This window comes from Amycolatopsis balhimycina FH 1894 (assembly GCF_000384295.1).
Taxonomy (GTDB): domain Bacteria; phylum Actinomycetota; class Actinomycetes; order Mycobacteriales; family Pseudonocardiaceae; genus Amycolatopsis; species Amycolatopsis balhimycina.
In genome coordinates this window covers 1,504,679-1,522,317 of record NZ_KB913037.1, presented here as the reverse complement: position 1 = coordinate 1,522,317, position 17,639 = coordinate 1,504,679, and the positions used below count along the sequence as shown (strand labels likewise).

Annotated in this window: 21 protein-coding genes; 17 read left to right on the top strand and 4 right to left on the bottom strand. The window is 71.6% G+C overall.

The window, feature by feature from the left end:
• Positions 1 to 2: 2 nt before the first annotated feature.
• The 12 genes from A3CE_RS0106045 to A3CE_RS0105990 all read left to right on the top strand — a co-directional run bounded on the left by A3CE_RS0106045 (position 3) and on the right by A3CE_RS0105990 (position 10,422).
• The gene (locus A3CE_RS0106045) at positions 3 to 1,217 is read left to right on the top strand and encodes an acyl-CoA dehydrogenase family protein (protein WP_020639175.1); all 1,215 of its coding nucleotides are present in this window, start codon (positions 3 to 5) and stop codon (positions 1,215 to 1,217) included.
• A complete protein-coding gene (locus tag A3CE_RS0106040) occupies positions 1,214 to 1,984 on the top strand; it encodes an SDR family oxidoreductase (protein WP_020639174.1) in 771 nt (256 codons plus the stop codon). Before A3CE_RS0106045 ends, A3CE_RS0106040 begins: the two co-directional genes overlap by 4 nt.
• Positions 1,984 to 2,700, top strand: coding sequence for an SDR family NAD(P)-dependent oxidoreductase (locus A3CE_RS0106035; RefSeq protein WP_020639173.1), 717 nt, complete (start codon positions 1,984 to 1,986; stop codon positions 2,698 to 2,700). Before A3CE_RS0106040 ends, A3CE_RS0106035 begins: the two co-directional genes overlap by 1 nt.
• Positions 2,697 to 3,431, top strand: a complete 735-nt coding sequence (locus A3CE_RS0106030) for an enoyl-CoA hydratase/isomerase family protein (protein WP_020639172.1) — start codon at positions 2,697 to 2,699, stop codon at positions 3,429 to 3,431. The genes A3CE_RS0106035 and A3CE_RS0106030 overlap by 4 nt, the downstream gene beginning before the upstream one ends.
• 38 nt (positions 3,432 to 3,469) lie before the next feature.
• The gene (locus tag A3CE_RS0106025; RefSeq protein WP_245589438.1) at positions 3,470 to 4,120 is read left to right on the top strand and encodes a TetR/AcrR family transcriptional regulator; all 651 of its coding nucleotides are present in this window, start codon (positions 3,470 to 3,472) and stop codon (positions 4,118 to 4,120) included.
• A 210-nt stretch (positions 4,121 to 4,330) separates the two neighbouring features.
• Positions 4,331 to 5,518, top strand: a complete 1,188-nt coding sequence (locus A3CE_RS0106020; protein WP_020639170.1) for an ABC transporter substrate-binding protein — start codon at positions 4,331 to 4,333, stop codon at positions 5,516 to 5,518.
• Positions 5,519 to 5,549: 31 nt separating this feature from the next.
• Positions 5,550 to 5,915 (top strand): nuclear transport factor 2-like protein, encoded by a 366-nt coding sequence (locus tag A3CE_RS0106015; protein ID WP_043791871.1) that lies wholly within the window; start codon positions 5,550 to 5,552, stop codon positions 5,913 to 5,915.
• Positions 5,912 to 7,159, top strand: a complete 1,248-nt coding sequence (locus tag A3CE_RS0106010) for an FAD-binding protein (protein ID WP_020639168.1) — start codon at positions 5,912 to 5,914, stop codon at positions 7,157 to 7,159. The genes A3CE_RS0106015 and A3CE_RS0106010 overlap by 4 nt, the downstream gene beginning before the upstream one ends.
• Positions 7,152 to 7,550 carry a nuclear transport factor 2 family protein gene (locus tag A3CE_RS0106005; RefSeq protein ID WP_020639167.1) on the top strand — a complete coding sequence of 133 codons (399 nt, stop codon included), beginning with the start codon at positions 7,152 to 7,154 and terminating at the stop codon, positions 7,548 to 7,550. The genes A3CE_RS0106010 and A3CE_RS0106005 overlap by 8 nt, the downstream gene beginning before the upstream one ends.
• Positions 7,522 to 7,842, top strand: a complete 321-nt coding sequence (locus tag A3CE_RS0106000) for an EthD family reductase (RefSeq protein WP_020639166.1) — start codon at positions 7,522 to 7,524, stop codon at positions 7,840 to 7,842. The genes A3CE_RS0106005 and A3CE_RS0106000 overlap by 29 nt, the downstream gene beginning before the upstream one ends.
• Complete coding sequence (locus A3CE_RS0105995) at positions 7,839 to 9,374, top strand: class I adenylate-forming enzyme family protein (protein WP_020639165.1); 1,536 nt, start codon at positions 7,839 to 7,841, stop codon at positions 9,372 to 9,374. The genes A3CE_RS0106000 and A3CE_RS0105995 overlap by 4 nt, the downstream gene beginning before the upstream one ends.
• A 31-nt stretch (positions 9,375 to 9,405) precedes the next feature.
• Positions 9,406 to 10,422, top strand: a complete 1,017-nt coding sequence (locus A3CE_RS0105990) for an MBL fold metallo-hydrolase (protein ID WP_020639164.1) — start codon at positions 9,406 to 9,408, stop codon at positions 10,420 to 10,422.
• Positions 10,423 to 10,481: 59 nt separating this feature from the next.
• On the opposite strand, the gene A3CE_RS0105985 is transcribed toward A3CE_RS0105990, so the two are convergent.
• The 3 genes from A3CE_RS0105985 to A3CE_RS0105975 are packed head-to-tail and all read right to left on the bottom strand — an operon-like array spanning position 10,482 to position 13,394.
• Complete coding sequence (locus A3CE_RS0105985; protein ID WP_020639163.1) at positions 10,482 to 11,210, bottom strand: SDR family NAD(P)-dependent oxidoreductase; 729 nt, start codon at positions 11,208 to 11,210, stop codon at positions 10,482 to 10,484.
• A 10-nt stretch (positions 11,211 to 11,220) separates the two neighbouring features.
• A complete protein-coding gene (locus A3CE_RS0105980; protein ID WP_026468205.1) occupies positions 11,221 to 12,225 on the bottom strand; it encodes a phosphotransferase family protein in 1,005 nt (334 codons plus the stop codon).
• On the bottom strand, positions 12,222 to 13,394 hold the full coding sequence (locus tag A3CE_RS0105975) for an acyl-CoA dehydrogenase family protein (RefSeq protein WP_020639161.1): 1,173 nt from the start codon (positions 13,392 to 13,394) through the stop codon (positions 12,222 to 12,224). Before A3CE_RS0105975 ends, A3CE_RS0105980 begins: the two co-directional genes overlap by 4 nt.
• A gap of 94 nt (positions 13,395 to 13,488) precedes the next feature.
• Here A3CE_RS0105975 and A3CE_RS0105970 point away from each other — a divergent pair, with 94 nt between their 5' ends.
• Entirely contained in the window at positions 13,489 to 14,097 is a 609-nt protein-coding gene (locus A3CE_RS0105970) for a TetR/AcrR family transcriptional regulator (protein ID WP_020639160.1), read from the top strand.
• 10 nt (positions 14,098 to 14,107) lie between these two features.
• On the opposite strand, the gene A3CE_RS0105965 is transcribed toward A3CE_RS0105970, so the two are convergent.
• A complete protein-coding gene (locus tag A3CE_RS0105965; protein WP_020639159.1) occupies positions 14,108 to 14,704 on the bottom strand; it encodes a DM13 domain-containing protein in 597 nt (198 codons plus the stop codon).
• Between the two features lie 191 nt (positions 14,705 to 14,895).
• On the opposite strand from A3CE_RS0105965, the gene A3CE_RS0105960 reads away from it, so the two are divergent.
• The 4 genes from A3CE_RS0105960 (at position 14,896) to A3CE_RS0105945 (ending at position 17,582) form a co-directional block, all read left to right on the top strand.
• Positions 14,896 to 15,600 carry a flavodoxin family protein gene (locus A3CE_RS0105960; RefSeq protein ID WP_020639158.1) on the top strand — a complete coding sequence of 235 codons (705 nt, stop codon included), beginning with the start codon at positions 14,896 to 14,898 and terminating at the stop codon, positions 15,598 to 15,600.
• A gap of 226 nt (positions 15,601 to 15,826) precedes the next feature.
• Complete coding sequence (locus A3CE_RS0105955) at positions 15,827 to 16,471, top strand: RNA polymerase sigma factor (RefSeq protein ID WP_020639157.1); 645 nt, start codon at positions 15,827 to 15,829, stop codon at positions 16,469 to 16,471.
• On the top strand, positions 16,468 to 16,698 hold the full coding sequence (locus A3CE_RS0105950; protein ID WP_020639156.1) for an anti-sigma factor family protein: 231 nt from the start codon (positions 16,468 to 16,470) through the stop codon (positions 16,696 to 16,698). Before A3CE_RS0105955 ends, A3CE_RS0105950 begins: the two co-directional genes overlap by 4 nt.
• Complete coding sequence (locus A3CE_RS0105945; RefSeq protein ID WP_020639155.1) at positions 16,695 to 17,582, top strand: hypothetical protein; 888 nt, start codon at positions 16,695 to 16,697, stop codon at positions 17,580 to 17,582. Before A3CE_RS0105950 ends, A3CE_RS0105945 begins: the two co-directional genes overlap by 4 nt.
• Positions 17,583 to 17,639 lie beyond the last annotated feature (57 nt).

The following is a 17,639-nucleotide window of genomic DNA, read 5'->3' as shown; positions in this document are numbered from 1 at the left end:
CCATGGATTTCGCGTTTTCGGCCCGCGCCACCGAACTGCAGGAGCGGGTCAAGTCCTTTATGGACACCCATGTCATCCCGGCCGAGCGGGTGTACGACCGCCAGCTCGCCGAGGCCGCCGACCCCCACGCGTTGCCGCCGATCATGGTGGAACTCAAGGAAAAGGCCCGCGCCGAAGGCCTGTGGAACCTGTTTCTCGCCCACGGCGGCTGGGGTGCCGGGCTGACGAACCTCGACTACGCGCCGCTGGCCGAGCTGATGGGCCGTTCGATCATCGGCAACGAAGTCTTCAACTGCTCGGCCCCGGACACCGGCAACATGGAGCTGCTGTCGCTCTTCGGCACCGCCGAGCAGCAGGACCGGTGGCTGAAACCGTTACTGGACGCCCGGATCCGGTCGTGCTTCGCGATGACCGAACCCGACGTCGCCAGCTCCGACGCCCGCAACATCCGCACTCGCATCACCCGCGACGGCGACCACTACGTCGTCGACGGCCGCAAGTGGTACACCTCCGGCATCCTCGACCCGGACTGCCGGCTGATCATCCTGATGGGCGTCAGCGACCCTTCCGCGCCGACCTACCGGCAGCAGAGCATGATCCTGATCCCGCGGGACGCCCCGGGGGTCACCGTGCTGCGCGACCTGCCGATGTTCGGCTACACCGACCGCCTCGGCCACGGCGAGGTGCTGTTCGAGAACGTCCGCGTGCCCGCGGCGAACCTGCTCGGCGGCGAAGGCGAGGGGTTCGCGCTGGCCCAGGGACGGCTCGGCCCCGGCCGCATGCACTACGCGATGCGCGCGGTCGGGTTCGCCGAACGCGCCTTGCAGCTGATGTGCGAGCGGACGCTCTCGCGCGTCGCCTTCGGCGGGCCGCTCGCCGACCAGGGCGTCGTGCGGGAATGGATCGCCCGCAGCCGCATCGAGATCGAGCAGCTGCGGCTGCTGGTGCTCAAGTCGGCGTGGCTGATGGACACCGTCGGCAACGCGGCCGCCCGGCTGGAGGTCGCCGCGATCAAGGTCGCCGCCCTCGACGTCGCCCACCGCGTCGTCGACCGCGCGGTGCAGGCGCACGGCGCGGCCGGGGTCAGCGACGACACCGTGCTGGCCCGGCTGTTCTCGATCACCCGCGCACTGAAGATCGCCGACGGCCCCGACGAAGTCCACCTGCGCACGGTCGCCCGGCAGGAACTGGCCCGGTACAAGGAGAAAGCGCCATGAAGGTTCTCGACGGACAGGTCGCCGTGATCACCGGCGGCTCGCGCGGCATCGGTCTCGGCATCGCTCGTGCCTTCCGCGCGGCCGGGGCGCACGTCGTCATCGCGGCGCGCAAGGCCGACGGACTCAGGGACGCCCGCGCCGAGCTGCTCCGCGGCGAAGGCACCGGCGACGTCCTGGATGTCGTCGCCAACGCCGGCGAACCCGAGCAGGCCGAGCGCTGCGTCGCCGACACGATGGTCCACTTCGGACGCGTCGACGTCCTGGTGAACAACGCGGCGACCAACCCGTACATGGGTGACTTGCTGGAACTGGACCTGCCGCGCGCGGAGAAGACCGTGCGGGTCAACCAGTACGGGATGATCGCCTGGAGCCGTGCGGCCTGGCACGCCTGGATGAGCGAGCACGGCGGCACGATCGTCAACATCGCTTCGGTCGGCGGGATGATCGTCGACCCGCAGATCGGCTACTACAACGCCACCAAGGCCGCGATGCTGCTGATGACCCGCCAGCTGGCCTACGAACTCGGCCCGAAGGTCCGGGTCAACGCGATCGCCCCGGGCGTGATCAAGACCGAGCTGGCCCGGGCGGTGTGGGAGGCGCGCGAGGCCGTCCTCACCGCCAAGCTGCCGCTGCGCCGCCTAGGCACCACCGAGGACGTCGCCAACGCGGCGCTGTTCCTGGCGAGCGAGGCGTCGTCGTGGATGACCGGGCAGGCCCTCGTGCTGGACGGCGGCGCGACCGCTCTCCCGATCGCCGTGGACGCCTGATGTTCTCCCTCGCCGGGAAGACGGCGGTGGTGACCGGGGCGTCGTCGGGGCTGGGCGCGCGGTTCGCGTCGGTGCTGGCTTCGGCGGGGGCCACCGTGTTCGCCGCCGCGCGCCGGGCTGACCGGCTGGCCGCTCTCGGTCCGGAGATCCATGCTGTGACCTGCGATGTTTCGGTCGAGGCGGACCGTTGCCGGCTGGCCGAGACGGCGGGCCGGATCGACATCCTGGTCAACAACGCCGGGGTGCCGGGGGAGCGGCTGGCCGCGAAGGAGAGCGCTGCGGATTTCGCGGAGGTGCTGGCGGTGAACCTGGTGGCGCCGTTCCACCTGTCCCGGCTGATGGCCGAGCGCGGGGACGGCGGCAGCATCGTCAACGTCGCGTCGATCCTCGGGCTGGTTTCGGCCGCGCCGCTGGGCGGGGCGAGCTACGCGGCGTCGAAGGCGGGGCTGATCGGGCTCACCCGGGAGCTGGCCGGCCAGTGGGGCGGCGCCGGGATCCGGGTCAACGCGCTGGCGCCCGGCTGGTTCCGCTCGGAGATGACCGACGACCTGTTCGCCGACGAGCGTTCCCGCCGGTGGGTGGAGCGCAACACGATGCTCAACCGCGGCGGCGATGTCGGCGAACTCGATGGGGCTCTGCTGTTCCTGGCCTCGGACGCCTCGTCGTACTACACCGGCCAGGTCATGGTGGTCGACGGCGGCTGGACCGCGCGATGAGCGTGTCGGTGGCCGTCGAGAACGGCGTCGCCCACGTCCGGCTGACCCGCGGCCGGGGAAACCCGATCGACCTCGCGACCGCGGAGGGTCTCCTGGACTCTGCCCGGCGGTGTGAGCACGCCCGCGCGGTGCTGCTCACGGCGGCCGGCCCGGCATTCTGCGTCGGCGGTGACCTGCGGGAGTTCGCGGCCGCCGGCGACCTTCGCGCCCACCTCGACCGGGTCACCGGCGCCCTGCACGAGGCACTGCGGATCCTCGCCGCGCTCGACGCTCCGGTGGTCGCCGCCGTGCGGGGCGCGGTCGCGGGGGCCGGGCTCGGGCTCCTCGGCGTCGCCGACCTCGTCGTCGCGGCCGACGACGTCGGCTTCGTGGCGGCCTACACCGGGATCGGCTATACGCCCGACGCGGGCGTTTCCTGGTCGCTGCCCCGGCTGGTCGGCCCTCGGCTGGCGCTCGAGCTGCTGCTGACGAACCGCCGTCTCACCGCCGCGGAGGCGTTGGCCGCCGGCCTGGTCACGAGCATCGCGGTGGATCCGGAGCAAGCGGCGGCCGCCCTCGCGGAGCAGCTGACCGGAGCGGCTTTCGGCGTCACCAAACGCCTGGTCCGGGACGGAGCGACAACTCCGTTCGGACAGCACCTGGACACCGAAGCCCGGGCCATCGCCGAGGCGGCGGTCTCCCCGTCCGGCCGGGACGGCGTCGCGGCCTTCCTCGCGCGGAAGCCGTTGTGACATGAATTCAGGTGAGGACTACGCTCGGGGGTCGCAAGGTGACGCGCACGAGAGGGCAGGCGATGACCGGGGCGAGGCTCGTGGAACCGGACGAAGGACCCCGGTCCAAGCGGGGCGCCATCCTGGCCGCCGCGGTCGAGTACTTCGGCGAGACGGGCTACGAGGCGACCAAGTGGTCGGCCGTGGCCGGCCGCGTCGGGATCGGGCAGACCGCGCTCTACCACTACTTCGAGTCCAAGGCGCACTGCCTGCTGACCATCATGCGGCTGGAGCTGCAGCGCTCGCGCGACCAGTTCGTCGAGGCCACCGAGGGCGAGACCGACCCGGTGGCGGCGCTGCGGGCCGCGGTGCGCGCGGCGTTCGCGGTGTCGGAGTCCGAGATCCTCCAGATGCGGATCCTGCAGAACAACATGGTGCTGCTGGCCGGGCCCCGCGCGTCCGAACGCGAGGAGACCGAGCGGCGCGCGGCCCGTGAGCTGGTGCAGAGCATCGAGCGCGACTGGACGCGCCTGATCACCCAGGGCATGTCCCAAGGCGTGTTCCCGGTCCGCGACGCCCACACCCTGGCGCTCGCCATGCTGGGCATGATCATCAGCGTCTGGCGGTGGTACCGGCCCGGTGGGCCGACGCCGCTGGCCGAGGTGCGGGAGCTCATCGAGGGCTGCTGCATCCGCATGGTCACCGAATAACGTCGCCCCGGCCCGCTCGAGCCGTGAATGGCACATTGAGGGACTTCAAGTCCCTCAATGTGCCATTCACGGACTTTGGCGCGGGGAAGAGCAAGCGGGGAACGCTTTTCCCGTGACCGTCCCATTCGGATAGTCTTCCGCGTCCCTTGTCCACCCGGGGAGCGGCGGCTACAGTCAAACTGAACTGAACTCAGGTTGCTAGGAGCAGTCATGCGCCTCCGCTCGACGCCCGTCAAAGTTGCCGCCGTCGCCGCGACCCTGATTCTCGCCGCCACCGCCTGTGCGAGCGCGAACTCGGCCGGAGTCAACGACAAAGAGATCACGATCGGGGCGTGGTACCCGCTCACCGGCGCGGTCAGCGCCTCCGGCGTCCCGCAGCGCGCCGGCGCGGACGCCTACTTCAAGATGATCAACGACCGCGGCGGCATCAACGGCCGCAAGGTCAACTGGATCGTCAAGGACAACGCGTTCGACCCGCAGCAGACCGTCCAGATCGCCCGCGAGCTGATCGGCCAGGACAAGGTCTCCGCCATCGTCGCGGCCAACGGGACTTCGCAGGCCGAGGCCGCGTTCCCGTTCGTGCTCCAGCAGTCGAAGGTGCCGATCCTCAACGAGCTCGGCGGCCTCGACTCCTGGTACAACCCGCCGCGCGCGAACCTCTTCGGCACGCAGACCCTCTACGAGGACCAGGCCGCCGCGCTCGGCGACTGGGTGGCCAAGGACGGCCGCAAGAACGTCGTCGTCGTGCACAGCGACCCTGCGGCGTTCGTCAAGGTCGCCCAGGCCGCCCAGGGCGTCGCCAAGAAGTCCGACCCGGCGATGAACGTCGGCCTGCAGCCGGTGAAGTTCCAGTCCACCGACTACAGCCCGGTCGTCAGCCAGGTGAAGGGCAAGGCGCCGGACGCGGTCGTCCTGATCCTCGCCTCGCCCGAGGCGGCCGCCTTCATGAAGGAGGCCAAGCTGCAGGGGCTCACCGCGCCGACGTACAGCTACGCGCCGGTCGCCGCGCAGTCCACGCTCACCCTGGCCGGCCCCGCCGCCGAGGGTGCCCGCGCCGTACAGCTGGTCAAGTCGCCCAACGACACCGACCCGGCCGTCCAGGAGTTCCGCGACGCCATGGCGAAGTACGAGCCCGGCCAGCCCGCCGACTTCATCGCGCTCTGGGGCTGGGCCGGGGCGAAGGTGTTCGCCCAGATCGCGCAGACCGTCAAGGGCGCGGTGACGTCCGACGCGCTGGCGAAAGCCTACGAACAGGCGAAGAACATCGACCCCGGCGTCGCTCCCGTGATGAGCTTCGGCCCGGACCGCCACATGGGCTCGCGTGACGTGCAGAAGGTCGTCGTCAAGAACGGCAAGTGGACCTCCGAAGGGGACTTCTACACCCCGCCCGCCCGGTGACCACCCGCCGACCACTCAAGGGAGAGTGACCGTGGCGTTGCGAGAATATCTGTCCTGTATGGACGGACAGGACCCGGCCAAAGCCCTCGAACTGATGGAACCGGACCTGCGGTTCCTGATCGCGCTGCCGTCCGGCGAGGTCGCCGGGACGTCCAAAGCGGACTTCGCGGCCTACCTCGACGGCCGCAACCCGGTCGACCGGGTGCACGAAATCCTCCGCTACTGCGCCGATGGCGACACCGAGATGGTCTACGGCGTCGTCACTGAAGCGGGTGAACCGGTCGGCGCCTTCCACTCGGCCGCGGTCGTGTCGCCGAACGGGCTGCTGGCCCGCTACCAGGCGTTCTTCAGCACGACGTTCGCCCTGATCGACTGGCCGGAAGGAGCCGGCCGATGACCGGGGACTTCGACGTCGTCGTGCTCGGAGCCGGGCTCGCCGGGCTGTCCGCGGCCGTCACGGCGGCCACCGGCGGCGCGCGAACGCTGGTCCTGGAACGCGCACCGGTGATCGGAGGATCCGCGGCGATCTCCGGTGGCTACGTCTGGGCCATCGAGGACGAGGCTGCGCTGCGCCGGGAGGACCCCGGCCCGTACCAGCGCCACGGCCTGCTGGTCGTCGAGGGCTACCACGACGCCATCGCGTGGCTGTCGGACTTCGCGCCGCCCCTGACCGGCGTCGAACGGGCGCTGGCCGGGCGCGGCCGCAAGTTCGACATGCCGGTCCTGCTCGCCCACCTGACCCGGGCACTGACCGCGGCCGGCGGCCAGGTCGTCGTCGGCGCGCAGACCGAAAACCTGGCCCGGGACAGCGGCGGCTACCTGGTCGAAGCCACGACACCGGCCGGGCCGCGGCGGATCACCGCGCGGTCCGTCGTGCTCGCGACCGGGGGACGGCAGGCCGACCCCGACGTCCGGGCCGGGCTCGTCGGCGGCGGGTTCGTCCCGCCGCTGCGCGGCAACCCGTGGTCCCGCGGCGCCGGCGTCGCCCTCGCGGCCGGGCTCGGCGCGTCGGTCAACACCGCGAACACCGGCTTCTACGGCCACCTGTTCGCCGAAGGCGCCGAGCCGCTGAGCCCCATCGACTACATCGCCTTCGCGCTCTACCACAGCAGCCACGGCGTCCTGCTCGACCCGGCCGGCCACCGGTTCACCGACGAGACACGCGGCGACCACAACAACGCCATGGCGCTCGCCGCCCACGGTGGCCGCGGCCTCCTGCTGTGGTCCGAAGCCGTCCAGCGCGCCGCCGCCGAGACCCCGTTCATCCCCGGCAGCCCCCGCCTCGACCGCTGGGCGTTCTCCCGCGATCGCGGCGGCCACGTCGGCGTCGCCGACAACGTCGACGCCCTGCCGGTGTCGCTCGACGCCGAAGCCCGTGCCCGGCTCGGCGACGGCCGCGTCTTCCACGCCGACGTCGTCCCGGCCATCACCTTCACCTTCGGCGGCATCGAAGCCGACACCGGCGGCACCGCCCTGGACACCACCGGCACACCCATCGACGGCCTCTACCCGGCCGGCGCCGACCTGTCCGATGTGTATAACGAGGGTTACGGCGGCGGGCTGTGCCTGGCCGTGGTGTCCGGCCGCCGGGCCGGGCAGCTGGCCGCCGCTAGGACGGGCAAGGAGGCCCAACGTGTCTGAAGCGCCGTTCCTGACGAAGTGGTTCGAGATCATGGACAGCGACACGCCGTCGCGGATCCTGGACCTGATCGACGACGACTTCACGTTCTCCATCCTGTTCTCCACCGACGGCCGCGCGACCGACTTCGCCGGCGGACGCGAGGCGATGGAGGGCTACCTCGCCCAGCGCGAGAAGGGCACGCTCACCCACCACCCCCTGGACGTGAGCTCGACCGGACGGGCCGAGTTCTACCTCGGCGAGGTCCGCCGCGCCGGGGAGGTCGTCGCCAACTATGTCGCCGCGGGCCAGGTCGGCCCGTCCGGGCGGCTGCAACGCCTGATCATCGGACGCTCACCCGGCGTCCGGTTCGAGGGAGGTGCCGATGTACAACCTGGTGCTGCTGGCCGCTAAGCCGCCGGACTGGACCCACGAGCGGTTCATCACCTGGTGGCGGACCGACCACGCCGAGCTCACCTACCGGCTGCCGGGCCTGCGCTCGTGGCGGCACACCGAGGTCGAGGCGGCCCTGGAGCCGCGCTCGGAGGGCTGGGACGGCGTCTCGATCCTCGGCTTCGACACCGAGGAGGACCTGCGCAAGGCCCTCGCCAGCCCGGAATGGGCCGAAGCCGTCGCCCAGGTCGGCGACATGCGCGGCCGCCGGATCGCCGTCCTCGGCACCGAACGGGAGATGTTCGCCGGATGAGGGAAGCCGTCCAGGATTTCCGCAAACGCGCCGAGCAGGCCGACTTCGTCGCCGTCGTCGACGACAGCGGCGAGCACACCGCCCGCGAGCTGCTGACCCACGCCGAGGTCCTCGCCGACGTGCTCGGCCCGCGGGCCACGGCGCTGGTGCAGGCCGGCAACTCCTGGCGCACGGTCGCCGCCGCGCTGGCCACCGGCCTGACCGGCGGGGTCCTCGCCGTGGTCAACCGGCACACGACCCGCGCCGAGTTCGCGGCCGCGTGCGAAGACATCCGGCCGGACGTCGTCGTCGCCGAACCGTCCGCAATGGACGAATGGGACGTCGCCGCGGTGCGGCCCGGTGGCACCCGGCCCGCGCTCGACTGCTGGTCCGCCGTGTCGGGGGCGGGCCGGGGCGACCCGGCGCGGTGGAACGGCGGCGCGTTCATCGGCCTGACGTCCGGGTCCACCGGGCGGGCCAAGGGCGTCGTCCAGTCCGAGGAGGCCCTGCGCTACGCCTGCTCGTGCACGATCGAAATCAACGGCCTCCGGCCCGGCGACGCCGTCGCGGCGATCGTGCCGCTGTCGTCGGCCGCGGCGTTCTGCTTCGGCGTCTACTGCTCGTTGCTGCTCGGCGGCCCGCTGGTCCTGACGGCGAAGTGGGACCCGCCCGCGGTGGTCGCCCGGCTGGCCGAGACGCGCACCCGCTGGACGATGTGCGTCCCGACGATGGCCCTCCAGCTGGCGGACGCGGGCGCACTGCCGGGCGTCCGGTCGATCACCGTGGGTGGCGGTCCGATGGACCGCGTTGCGCTGGAGCGGGCCGAGACCGCGCTGGGGACGAAGATCCTGCGCGTGTTCGGGATGTCCGAGTGCCTCGGCCACACCTCACCCCTGCCGGAGGAGCCCGCGGAGATCCGGCTGGGCCACGACGGACGGCCGTTCCCCGGCACCGAGGTCCGGGCCGTGTCACCGCACGGCGCCGTGCTCGGTCCGGGCGAGACCGGCCGGGCGCAGGTCCTGGGGCCGTCGCTGTTCCTCGGGTACGCCCGCGGCGGCCGCGTCGAGCCGCCGGAGCTGACCGGGGACGGGTTCTTCCCGACCGGCGACCTCGTGGTGTCCGATGTGGACGGTCTGATCACGATCATGGGCCGGGAGAAGGACGTGATCATCCGCGGCGGCCGGAACATCGACGTCACCGAGATCGAGCGGGCCGTCGCCGGCTACGAGCGGCTGGAACAGGCGTGTGTGGTGCCGGTCCATGACGACGTCCTCGGGGAACGGGTGGCCCTGCTCGCCGTCCCGCGTGACGGTTCTCCGGTCGAGCTGGGGGACATCACCGGCTATCTGCAGGAGGCTGGGCTGTCCAAGACGAAATGGCCGGAGTTCGTGTACCTGGTGGACGCGCTGCCGCAGACGAAGGTCGGCAAGCTCGACCGCGCGGGCGCACGCGAGGTCGCCGAAGGCCTGCACACGGGGGTTGCTGATCCGGCCAAAAGCAGGCCGACCCCCACTCGGCACGTAACCGTTGCCGCGAAAGTCATTCGGCCGTGACTGTGGCCGGATCAGTAACGATTGGCACAGTATGAGTCTCGACCGCGGGAAGTGGGCCACCGGCGGGCCGGAGACGGTCGCGCCGGGCGTGCACCGGATCCCGCTGCCGCTGCCGAACGACGGCCTGCGCGCGATCAACGTTTATGTTGTGGAGGAGCCGGACGGCCTGGTCCTGATCGACGCCGGCTGGTCGATCCCGGAGTCCCTGGCGGTGCTGGACTCGTCGCTGGCCGGACTCGGCCACCGGCTCGACGAGATCACCGACGTCTACGTCACGCACATCCACCGCGACCACTACACCCAGGCGATCGAGCTGCGCCGCCGGTTCGGGACCCGGGTCCACCTCGGCGCGGGCGAGCGGCCGGGGCTCGAGCTGCTGACCACGCTGCGCACCGACGTCCCGGTGACCTCGCTGGACGTCCTCCGTCGCGGCGGCGCGCCCGATCTGGCTTCGCGGATGGCGGAGGGGTACGGCGAGTTCGACCCGTCCGGCTGGGAGCCGCCGGACCGGTGGCTCGACGCGGGCACGGTGCCGCTGCGGCACCCGCTGCTGGTGGTGCCGACGCCCGGCCACACGCGCGGGCACGTCGTGTATCGCGACGCGGCTCGGGGCCTGCTGTTCTCCGGCGACCACGTGCTGCCGCACATCACGCCGTCGATCGGCTTCGAGCTGGGCGAACCGGGTCTCCCGCTCGGCGACTACCTGAGCTCCCTGGGCCTGATGACGACGTTCCCGGACACGCGGCTGTTGCCCGCGCACGGCCCGGCCGCGGCGAGTACGCACACGCGCGTCGAGGAACTCCTGGATCATCACGACAAGCGGCTCGCCGAGACGGAGGACGCCCTCGGCTCGGGCGCCCGGACCGGCCATGCCGTGGCGGAGCGGCTCTCGTGGACGAGGCGGGCGATCGCCTTCGGCGACCTCAACGACTTCAACCGGATGCTCGCGGCGAACGAGACCGTCGCCCACCTGGACGTCCTGGTCGCCCGCGGCCGGGCCGTGGTGTCCGAAGTGGACGGTGTCTCCCATTTCCAGCTCGTGCCGTGAATGGCACATTGAGGGACGTAGAGTCTCTCAATGTGCCATTCACGGACATCGGCGGCGCGTCAGCGGGCGGTCCAGCCGCCGTCGACGTACAGCTCTGAGCCCGTCACGAAACTCGCGTCCTCCGACGCCAGGAAGGCCACCGCGCCCGCGACCTCGTCGGTGCGGCCGAGGCGGCCGAGCGGGGTGCCGTCGACCATCGCCGTGTGGCGGGGCGTGCCCTCCCAGAGCCGCCGGGACAACGGCGTCTCGATGAATCCGGGGTGGACCGAGTTGACTCGCACGCCGCGCTTGCCCCAGTGCAGGGCCGCGTTCTTGGTCATCAGCCGGACCGCGCCTTTCGCGGCGTGGTAGGAGAAGTGCGTCCCGAAGCCGCCGACCGTGCCGAAGATCGACGCGATGTTGACGATCGAGCCGCCGCCCGCGCGGTCGATCGCCGCGCCCGCGTGCTTCATGCCCAGCCAGACCCCGCGCTGGCTGACGGCGATGACCTTCTCCCAGGTTTCCAGGGTTTCCGTCTCGACCGTCGCGGGCTCGCCGATGCCCGCGTTGTTCACCAGGATCGTCAGCCGGTCCAGCTGTGACACCGTCTCCTGCCAGGCCTCTTCCGACGTGACGTCGAGGGCCAGGCCGAGTGCGTCGGGCAGTTCCGCAGCCAGGGCTTCGCACCGCGAAGCGTCGACGTCGGTGACGACGACCCGCGCGCCGTCGGCGGCCAGCCGGCGCGTGATCGCCTCGCCGATGCCGCCCGTCGCGCCGGTGACGAGCGCGATCTTTCCGGACAACCGCATGGTTTTCTCCTCAGGTGAGCAGGGCGAGACCCGCGCCGACCAGGCCGGGCACGGCCGCGCCGACTTCGTCGTAGCCGGTGCCGACCGACTGCCCGGCCCGGTGGCGGGCGTGGATGCCTTCGGCGATGACGGCGAGCTTGAACCAGCCGAGTGCCTGGTAAAAAGCCAGTTCCGTGAGGTCGCGGCCACTGCGCCGGGCGTACTGCCCGGCGAGGTCGGCCGCGGCGGGAAAGCCGGGGTGCGCGGTCGGGACGTGCCGGACGCCGAGGACGGGCGCCACCCGCGGGTCCCAGTACACGAGCAGCAGCCCGAGGTCGGTGAGCGGATCACCGAGCGCGGCCATCTCCCAGTCGACGATCGCCGCGATCCGGCTCGGCTCGCCCGGTGCGAGGATCGTGTTGTCCCAGCGGTAGTCGCCGTGCACCAGAACGGCGCCGCTCTCCGCCGGCGCGGCCTTGACGAGCCGTTCGTGCAGGTCGCCGACCGTGGTCAGCTCCCGGGTCGCGACCCGGTCCCACTGGCCTCGCCAGCGGCGGAGCTGGCGGCCGAGAAAGCCTTCGGGGCGGCCGAACGCGCCGAGGCCGATCTCCGCGGGGACGAGGGCGTGCAGCTTCACCAGCTCGTCGACCAGCGCCATCGTGTACCGGCGGACGTCGATCTCCGGCAAGGCGGCGCCGTCCCGCAGCACCGGTCCGTCCACATGCGACACGATGGTGAAGGGAACCCCGAGTACCGCCGGGTCTTCACACGAGACGACGGTGCGGGGGACCGGGACGTCCGTCGGGCCGAGCGCCGCCATCACGCGGAACTCGCGGCCGACATCGTGCGCGGTCGGCGTGAGGTGCCCGAGCGGCGGGCGGCGCAGCACCCAGCGGCGCGTCCCGTCGGTCACGGCGTAAGTGAGGTTGGACCGGCCGCCGTGGATCAGCTCGATCCCCAGCTCGCCGCCGAACTCCGGAACCTCGCGCTCGAAGTAGCGTCGCAAGGCGTCGACGTCGACGCCGGTGTCGGTCATCGGAGAGCCGCGCGGGCCTTGGACGCGCGCCGGGCGATCGCCCACCGGTGCGTCTCCGACGGGCCGTCGTAGATGCGGAAGGGCCGGACTTCCCGGTACAGCCGCGAAAGCGGGGCGTCCGCGGAGATCCCGAGCGCGCCGCAGATCTGGACCGCGCGGTCGACCACCCGGTGCACGGCCTCGGCCACGAACGTCTTGGCGATCGACGTGTGCTGCGCGCCGGGACGCCCCTGGTCCAGCTCCCAGCAGGCGCGCCACAGCAGGGCCCGAGCCGCCTCGATGTCGATTTCGGAGTCGGCGATCAGCTGCTGCACCATCCCGAGCTCGTCGAGCGGGCGGCCGAACGCCGACCGGCTCGCGGCGCGGTCGAGGGCGACGTCCTGCGCCCGGCGGGCGACGCCCAGCCACCGCATGCAGTGGGTGAGCCGCGCGGGCCCGAGCCGGACCTGGGCGTAGCCGAAGCCGCGGTCGACCTCGCCGAGCACGGCGTCGTCGCCGACCTCGCAGCCGTCGAAGAGGACTTCACTGTGGCCGCCGAAGAGTCCTTCGTCGAGGGTCGCGATGTTGCGGACGATCTTCATGCCCGGGTTGCCCGCGTCGACGAGGAACATCGTCGCGCCGCCGGCGTCCCCGGGCACGCCGCTGGTGCGGGCCATGCAGATCGCGAAGGCGGCCCCGTCGGCGCCGCTGATGAACCACTTCCGGCCGTCGATCCGCCAGCCGCCGGTGACCCGGGTCGCCGTCGTGGTGAGGGCGCGCGGGTCCGAGCCCGCGCCGGGCGCCGGTTCGGTCATCGCGAAGCAGGAGCGGATCTCTCCGGCGGCGAGCGGGTCCAGGTAGCGTTTCCGCTGGTCTTCGCCGGCGACCTTGGCCAGCAGGTGCATGTTGCCCTCGTCGGGCGCCGCGATGTTCAGGGCGAGCGGGCCGAGCAGGGAGTAGCCGGCGGCCTCGAACACCACGGCCTGGCCGCGCAGGTCCAGGCCCAGGTGCGGGGCGAAGACCCCGGCGTCACGCGCGGCCTGCTGAAGCCGGCGCCGGAGCGGTTCCGGCCCGTCGTGCAGCACGCCGTCGCAGGCCTGTTCCTCGGGGAGGACGACCTCCCGGACGAACTCCCGCACGCGTTCGGCGAGCCGGGCGACGGGCTCGTCCACAGTGAACTTGATCGGCATCGGCGCCTCCGGTGGCTAATGACTATTAGCCATGAGAACGCTCAACTGGTCGCGAAGTCAAGACAATGTGGCTAATCGGCGCTAGCCTGACGGAATGAAGGTGGAACGTCCCCATCGCCCCGGCGACATCGCGGCCGGGCTGCCGGCCGACCGGGCCGCGGCGATCCGGCTGGCGGCGCTGCGGCTGTTCGCCGCGCAGGGCTACCGGGCGACGACGATGGCCGACATCGGTGCCGCGGTCGGCATCCGCGGGCCCAGCCTGTACAAGCACGTGTCCGGCAAGCAGGTGCTGCTGGCCGAGATCATGCTCGGCACGATGGACGCGCTCCTGGCGATGCACGCCGAGGCGGTCGACGGCGTCACCGACGTGACCGAGCGCCTGCGCCGCGCGGTGGAGGCGCACGTCCGGTACCACGCCCGGCACCGCCTCGAAGCGTTCGTCGGCAACCGCGAGATCGGCAGCCTGGAGCGGCCCGGCCGGGTCCTCCGCCTGCGCAGCGCGTACGAGCGCGGGTTTCGCGAACTGATCGAACGCGGTCTGGCGGAGGGCGTCTTCACGGTCCGGTCGGCCCGGCTGGCGTCGTACTCGATCCTCGACATGGGCATGGGCGTGGCGAACTGGTTCCACGACAGCGGCGAGTTCTCCGTCGACCAGCTCGCGTACCAGTACGGCGACCTGGCCCTGCGGATCGTCGGCCGCTAGATCGCGCGCCCTACGGCTGCCGGGCCAGTTCCGCCGCGCCGAAGGAGACGTCGAAGCGTTCGCACCAGATGCTGACGCTGGTGTAGGCGGTCAGGTCGGTGCCGGCGGGCAGCGGGTAGTTCTGGTTGCCCTTGTTGCCTTTGAGCTTGCCTGCGTCGAGGTGCTTGCCGTCGTCGAAGACGTCCCAGCCGTCCTTGCCGGGCTTCACCGGGGCGTCAGTGAGCCAGACGTGCACGTCGGGGCCGCTGCTGGTGGCAAGGTTCTCCAGGCGCAGCACGAGTGACCCGTCGGCCGCGCGCACGATCCGGACCGTGCCGGTGGTGCGGTGCTCGTGGCTGATCAGCGTGCCGGTCGCGAGTTCGGCGGGCGCGGCCGGAGCGGACGGCGACGGCGGTGAGGACGGCGACGGCCGTGAGGGCTGCGACGGCGGGGCGGACGGCGGAACGGATGCCGGTGCGGCGGCGGCCGGCAGGTCCTCCTGCACGGTCTCGTCCACCACCAACTGCCACGGCTGGAACCAGTACAACCCCGCCGCGACGGCGACCAGGCCCGTCACCAGGATGCCCACTATCCACGGCCGGGTGAGCAGGCGCCGCGCGCGGTTCATTTCGTTCTCCTCCGTCTTCGTCCTGACACTTCATTGAACGGGACGAATCGCCCAATGGCGTCCGGCTCGCGGTTACCGATCTCTTACGAACTCCTCGTGTAACGCCCGCGAGGGTTCCGGGGACTGAGCCGCCGGAGCCACCACCCCGCTCCGCGTCGAACACGACGCCGAGCTCCTCCGGAAGGACGATCATGCCGAACTACGACGACCTGCGTGCCCTGTTCATCAACGGCACGCTCAAGCGCTCGCCCGATCCCAGCAACACCGACGGCCTGATCGACGTCAGCCGCGGGATCATGGAGAAGAACGGCGTCCGGGTCGAGGTGCTCCGCGCGATCGACCACGACATCGCCACCGGCGTCTGGCCCGACATGACCGAGCACGGCTGGGCCACCGACGCCTGGCCGGGCATCTACGAGAAGGTGATGGCCGCCGACATCCTCGTGCTCGCCGGGCCGATCTGGCTGGGCGACAACAGTTCCGTCACGAAGCAGGTCATCGAGCGGCTCTACGCCTGTTCGCACCTGCTCAACGACCCCGGGCAGTACGCCTACTACGGCCGGGTCGGCGGCTGCCTGATCACCGGCAACGAGGACGGCGTGAAGCACTGCGCGATGAACGTCCTCTACAGCCTGCAGCACCTCGGCTACACCATCCCGCCCCAGGCGGACGCGGGCTGGATCGGCGAGGCCGGGCCCGGACCGTCCTACCTGGACCCCGGATCGGGCGGCCCGGAGAACGACTTCACCAACCGCAACACCACGTTCATGACGTGGAACCTGATGCACCTCGCGAGGATGCTGAAGGACGCCGGCGGCATCCCGGTGCACGGCAACCAGCGCAGCGAATGGGACGCCGGTTGCCGGTTCGACTTCGCCAACCCCGAGTATCGCTGAGCCATGCCCGCCGCCGGGGTCGCCGGCCACCGCGCCCGCCGCCGCTGCTCGTGCTCGCGCCGAAACGGTGCGCGGCGCGCGTGCGCGGCTGGTGCTGCCGGTCGCGTTCGTGGCCCCGGCGGCGACTTTCGGCCGGGCAGGTATTCCCGGCGCGTCGTGGCGGGACCGGGCGGCCGTAAGATGACTGTCACCAGTTTTCGCCGGTTCCGGCGCTTATATTCGTCCGGTGAGCTTGCTACCGCCGGACATCGAACTCGTCGCCGCACTGCGCGGCGGGAACGAAGGCACCTTCGCCGCCGTCGTCGACGCGTGGTCGGCGCCGATGCTGCGCCTGGCCCGGTCGTTCGTTTCCACCCGCGCGTCCGCCGAGGAAGTCGTCCAGGACACCTGGCTCGCCGTGGTGAAGGGCCTCGATGCGTTCGAGGGGCGCTCGGCGTTCAAGACCTGGGTCTACCGGATCCTGGTCAACACCGCCAAGAAACGCGGCGTCGCCGAGCACCGCTGCATTCCCTGGGCCAGCCTGGCGCCCGACGGCGAGGACCGCGGCCCCACCGTCGACCCGGCCCGGTTCCGCGGCGCCGGCGATCCGTACTCCGGTGTGTGGCGGGAGTTCCCCGCCGCGTGGCCTACTCCGGAAGGTACCGCGCTGGCGCTGGAGGTCCGGCGGGTGATCGACGGCGCGCTCGACGAGCTGCCCGCCCGCCAGCGCGCCGTCATCGGCCTCCGCGACATCGCCGACCACAGCGCCGACGAGGTCTGCGAGCTGCTCGAGATCACCGCGGCCAACCAGCGGGTACTCCTGCACCGCGCGAGGGCCGTGGTGCGCGAACGGCTCGCGGACTACCTGGAAGCCGGGGGGAAGCCGGTATGACGTGCGAAGAGTTCGCCGAACTCGTCACCGCCTTCCTCGTCGGAGCTCTCGGCCCGGCGGCCGAAGCCCGCTTCGTCGAACACCTGGCGCTGTGCGAAGGCTGCGAAATCCACCTCGCCCAGTTCCGCATCACGATCGCGGAACTCGGCGCACTCCTGGCCGAAAGCCTCTCGGCCGACATCCGCGGCACCGTCCTCGACGCCTTCCGCGATCAGCACGCCCGATGACCACGCCGCAACCGTCCGAAAAGGACCTCTCCGCCGCCGGCCGGATCTTGCCCGCGACCCGGGTGCTCGCCCTCGTCATCGTGCCGTTCCTCGTGGCGGCTTTCGTCATCTGTTACCTGATGCCGACCCGGACGCTCGAGCTGTTCGCCTGGGGGATCAAGCCGCCGCTCACGGCGATGCTGCTGGCCGCGGTCTACATCGGAGGAGCGTTCTTCTTCGTCCGCGTGGCAACGGCGAGGCGGTGGTCGGAGGTGGCGCTCGGCTTCCCGCCGGCGGCGGTGTTCGCGTCCCTGCTCGGCGTCACGACGGTGCTGCACTGGGACCGGTTCACCCACGGCCACATCTCGTTCGTCGCGTGGGCCGCGCTGTATTTCGCCGCCCCTGTCGTCGTGGTCGCGATCGCCGCGATGAACACCCGGGCGGCCCGCCACACGGTGGTCGCCCCGCAGCCCCGGCTGTCGTCGGGCGTCCGGCTCGTCCTCGGCGTGACCGGCCTCGCCGAGCTGGGGGTGGCGACCGGGCTGTTCGTCCTGCCGAGCCGGGTGGGCGACCTGTGGCCGTGGGCGGTCACCCCGCTGACCGCGCGCACCCTGGCCGCGGTGTACGCCCTCGGCCTGGCCAACGTGCTCGTCGCGGCGGACGGCCGGGCGTCGCGCGTGCGTCTCCAGCTCGAGGTGCAGGCGGTCATGCTGAGCCTCATCGCGATCGCGGTCCTCGTCCGGCGCGGAGACTTCACCGCGGGTACGGCCGTCGCGTACCCCTTCGCCGCCGTCGTGGCCGCCGAACTCGCGGTGGTCACCGCCGGGCTGATCGGCATCTCCCGGAGCAAGGCGGCCGCTGCTCGGCCGGCCTCGCCGGCGACAGATCTTGACTGGCCAGGTTGAGCCGGGTTCGAGGGTCAGGCCGGTGTGGGCACTACGCACACGGAAGGTCAGGTACTG

What these genes read in the sequence shown, in the direction of transcription:
- A3CE_RS0106045 (WP_020639175.1), top strand. Translation starts at nt 3, where the DNA reads ATGGATTTCGCGTTTTCGGCCCGCGCCACCGAACTGCAGGAGCGGGTC.
- A3CE_RS0106040 (WP_020639174.1), top strand. Translation starts at nt 1,214, where the DNA reads ATGAAGGTTCTCGACGGACAGGTCGCCGTGATCACCGGCGGCTCGCGC.
- A3CE_RS0106035 (WP_020639173.1), top strand. Translation starts at nt 1,984, where the DNA reads ATGTTCTCCCTCGCCGGGAAGACGGCGGTGGTGACCGGGGCGTCGTCG.
- A3CE_RS0106030 (WP_020639172.1), top strand. Translation starts at nt 2,697, where the DNA reads ATGAGCGTGTCGGTGGCCGTCGAGAACGGCGTCGCCCACGTCCGGCTG.
- A3CE_RS0106020 (WP_020639170.1), top strand. Translation starts at nt 4,331, where the DNA reads ATGCGCCTCCGCTCGACGCCCGTCAAAGTTGCCGCCGTCGCCGCGACC.
- A3CE_RS0106010 (WP_020639168.1), top strand. Translation starts at nt 5,912, where the DNA reads ATGACCGGGGACTTCGACGTCGTCGTGCTCGGAGCCGGGCTCGCCGGG.
- A3CE_RS0106000 (WP_020639166.1), top strand. Translation starts at nt 7,522, where the DNA reads ATGTACAACCTGGTGCTGCTGGCCGCTAAGCCGCCGGACTGGACCCAC.
- A3CE_RS0105995 (WP_020639165.1), top strand. Translation starts at nt 7,839, where the DNA reads ATGAGGGAAGCCGTCCAGGATTTCCGCAAACGCGCCGAGCAGGCCGAC.
- A3CE_RS0105990 (WP_020639164.1), top strand. Translation starts at nt 9,406, where the DNA reads ATGAGTCTCGACCGCGGGAAGTGGGCCACCGGCGGGCCGGAGACGGTC.
- A3CE_RS0105985 (WP_020639163.1), bottom strand. Translation starts at nt 11,210, where the DNA reads ATGCGGTTGTCCGGAAAGATCGCGCTCGTCACCGGCGCGACGGGCGGC.
- A3CE_RS0105980 (WP_026468205.1), bottom strand. Translation starts at nt 12,225, where the DNA reads ATGACCGACACCGGCGTCGACGTCGACGCCTTGCGACGCTACTTCGAG.
- A3CE_RS0105975 (WP_020639161.1), bottom strand. Translation starts at nt 13,394, where the DNA reads ATGCCGATCAAGTTCACTGTGGACGAGCCCGTCGCCCGGCTCGCCGAA.
- A3CE_RS0105970 (WP_020639160.1), top strand. Translation starts at nt 13,489, where the DNA reads ATGAAGGTGGAACGTCCCCATCGCCCCGGCGACATCGCGGCCGGGCTG.
- A3CE_RS0105965 (WP_020639159.1), bottom strand. Translation starts at nt 14,704, where the DNA reads ATGAACCGCGCGCGGCGCCTGCTCACCCGGCCGTGGATAGTGGGCATC.
- A3CE_RS0105960 (WP_020639158.1), top strand. Translation starts at nt 14,896, where the DNA reads ATGCCGAACTACGACGACCTGCGTGCCCTGTTCATCAACGGCACGCTC.
- A3CE_RS0105950 (WP_020639156.1), top strand. Translation starts at nt 16,468, where the DNA reads ATGACGTGCGAAGAGTTCGCCGAACTCGTCACCGCCTTCCTCGTCGGA.
- A3CE_RS0105945 (WP_020639155.1), top strand. Translation starts at nt 16,695, where the DNA reads ATGACCACGCCGCAACCGTCCGAAAAGGACCTCTCCGCCGCCGGCCGG.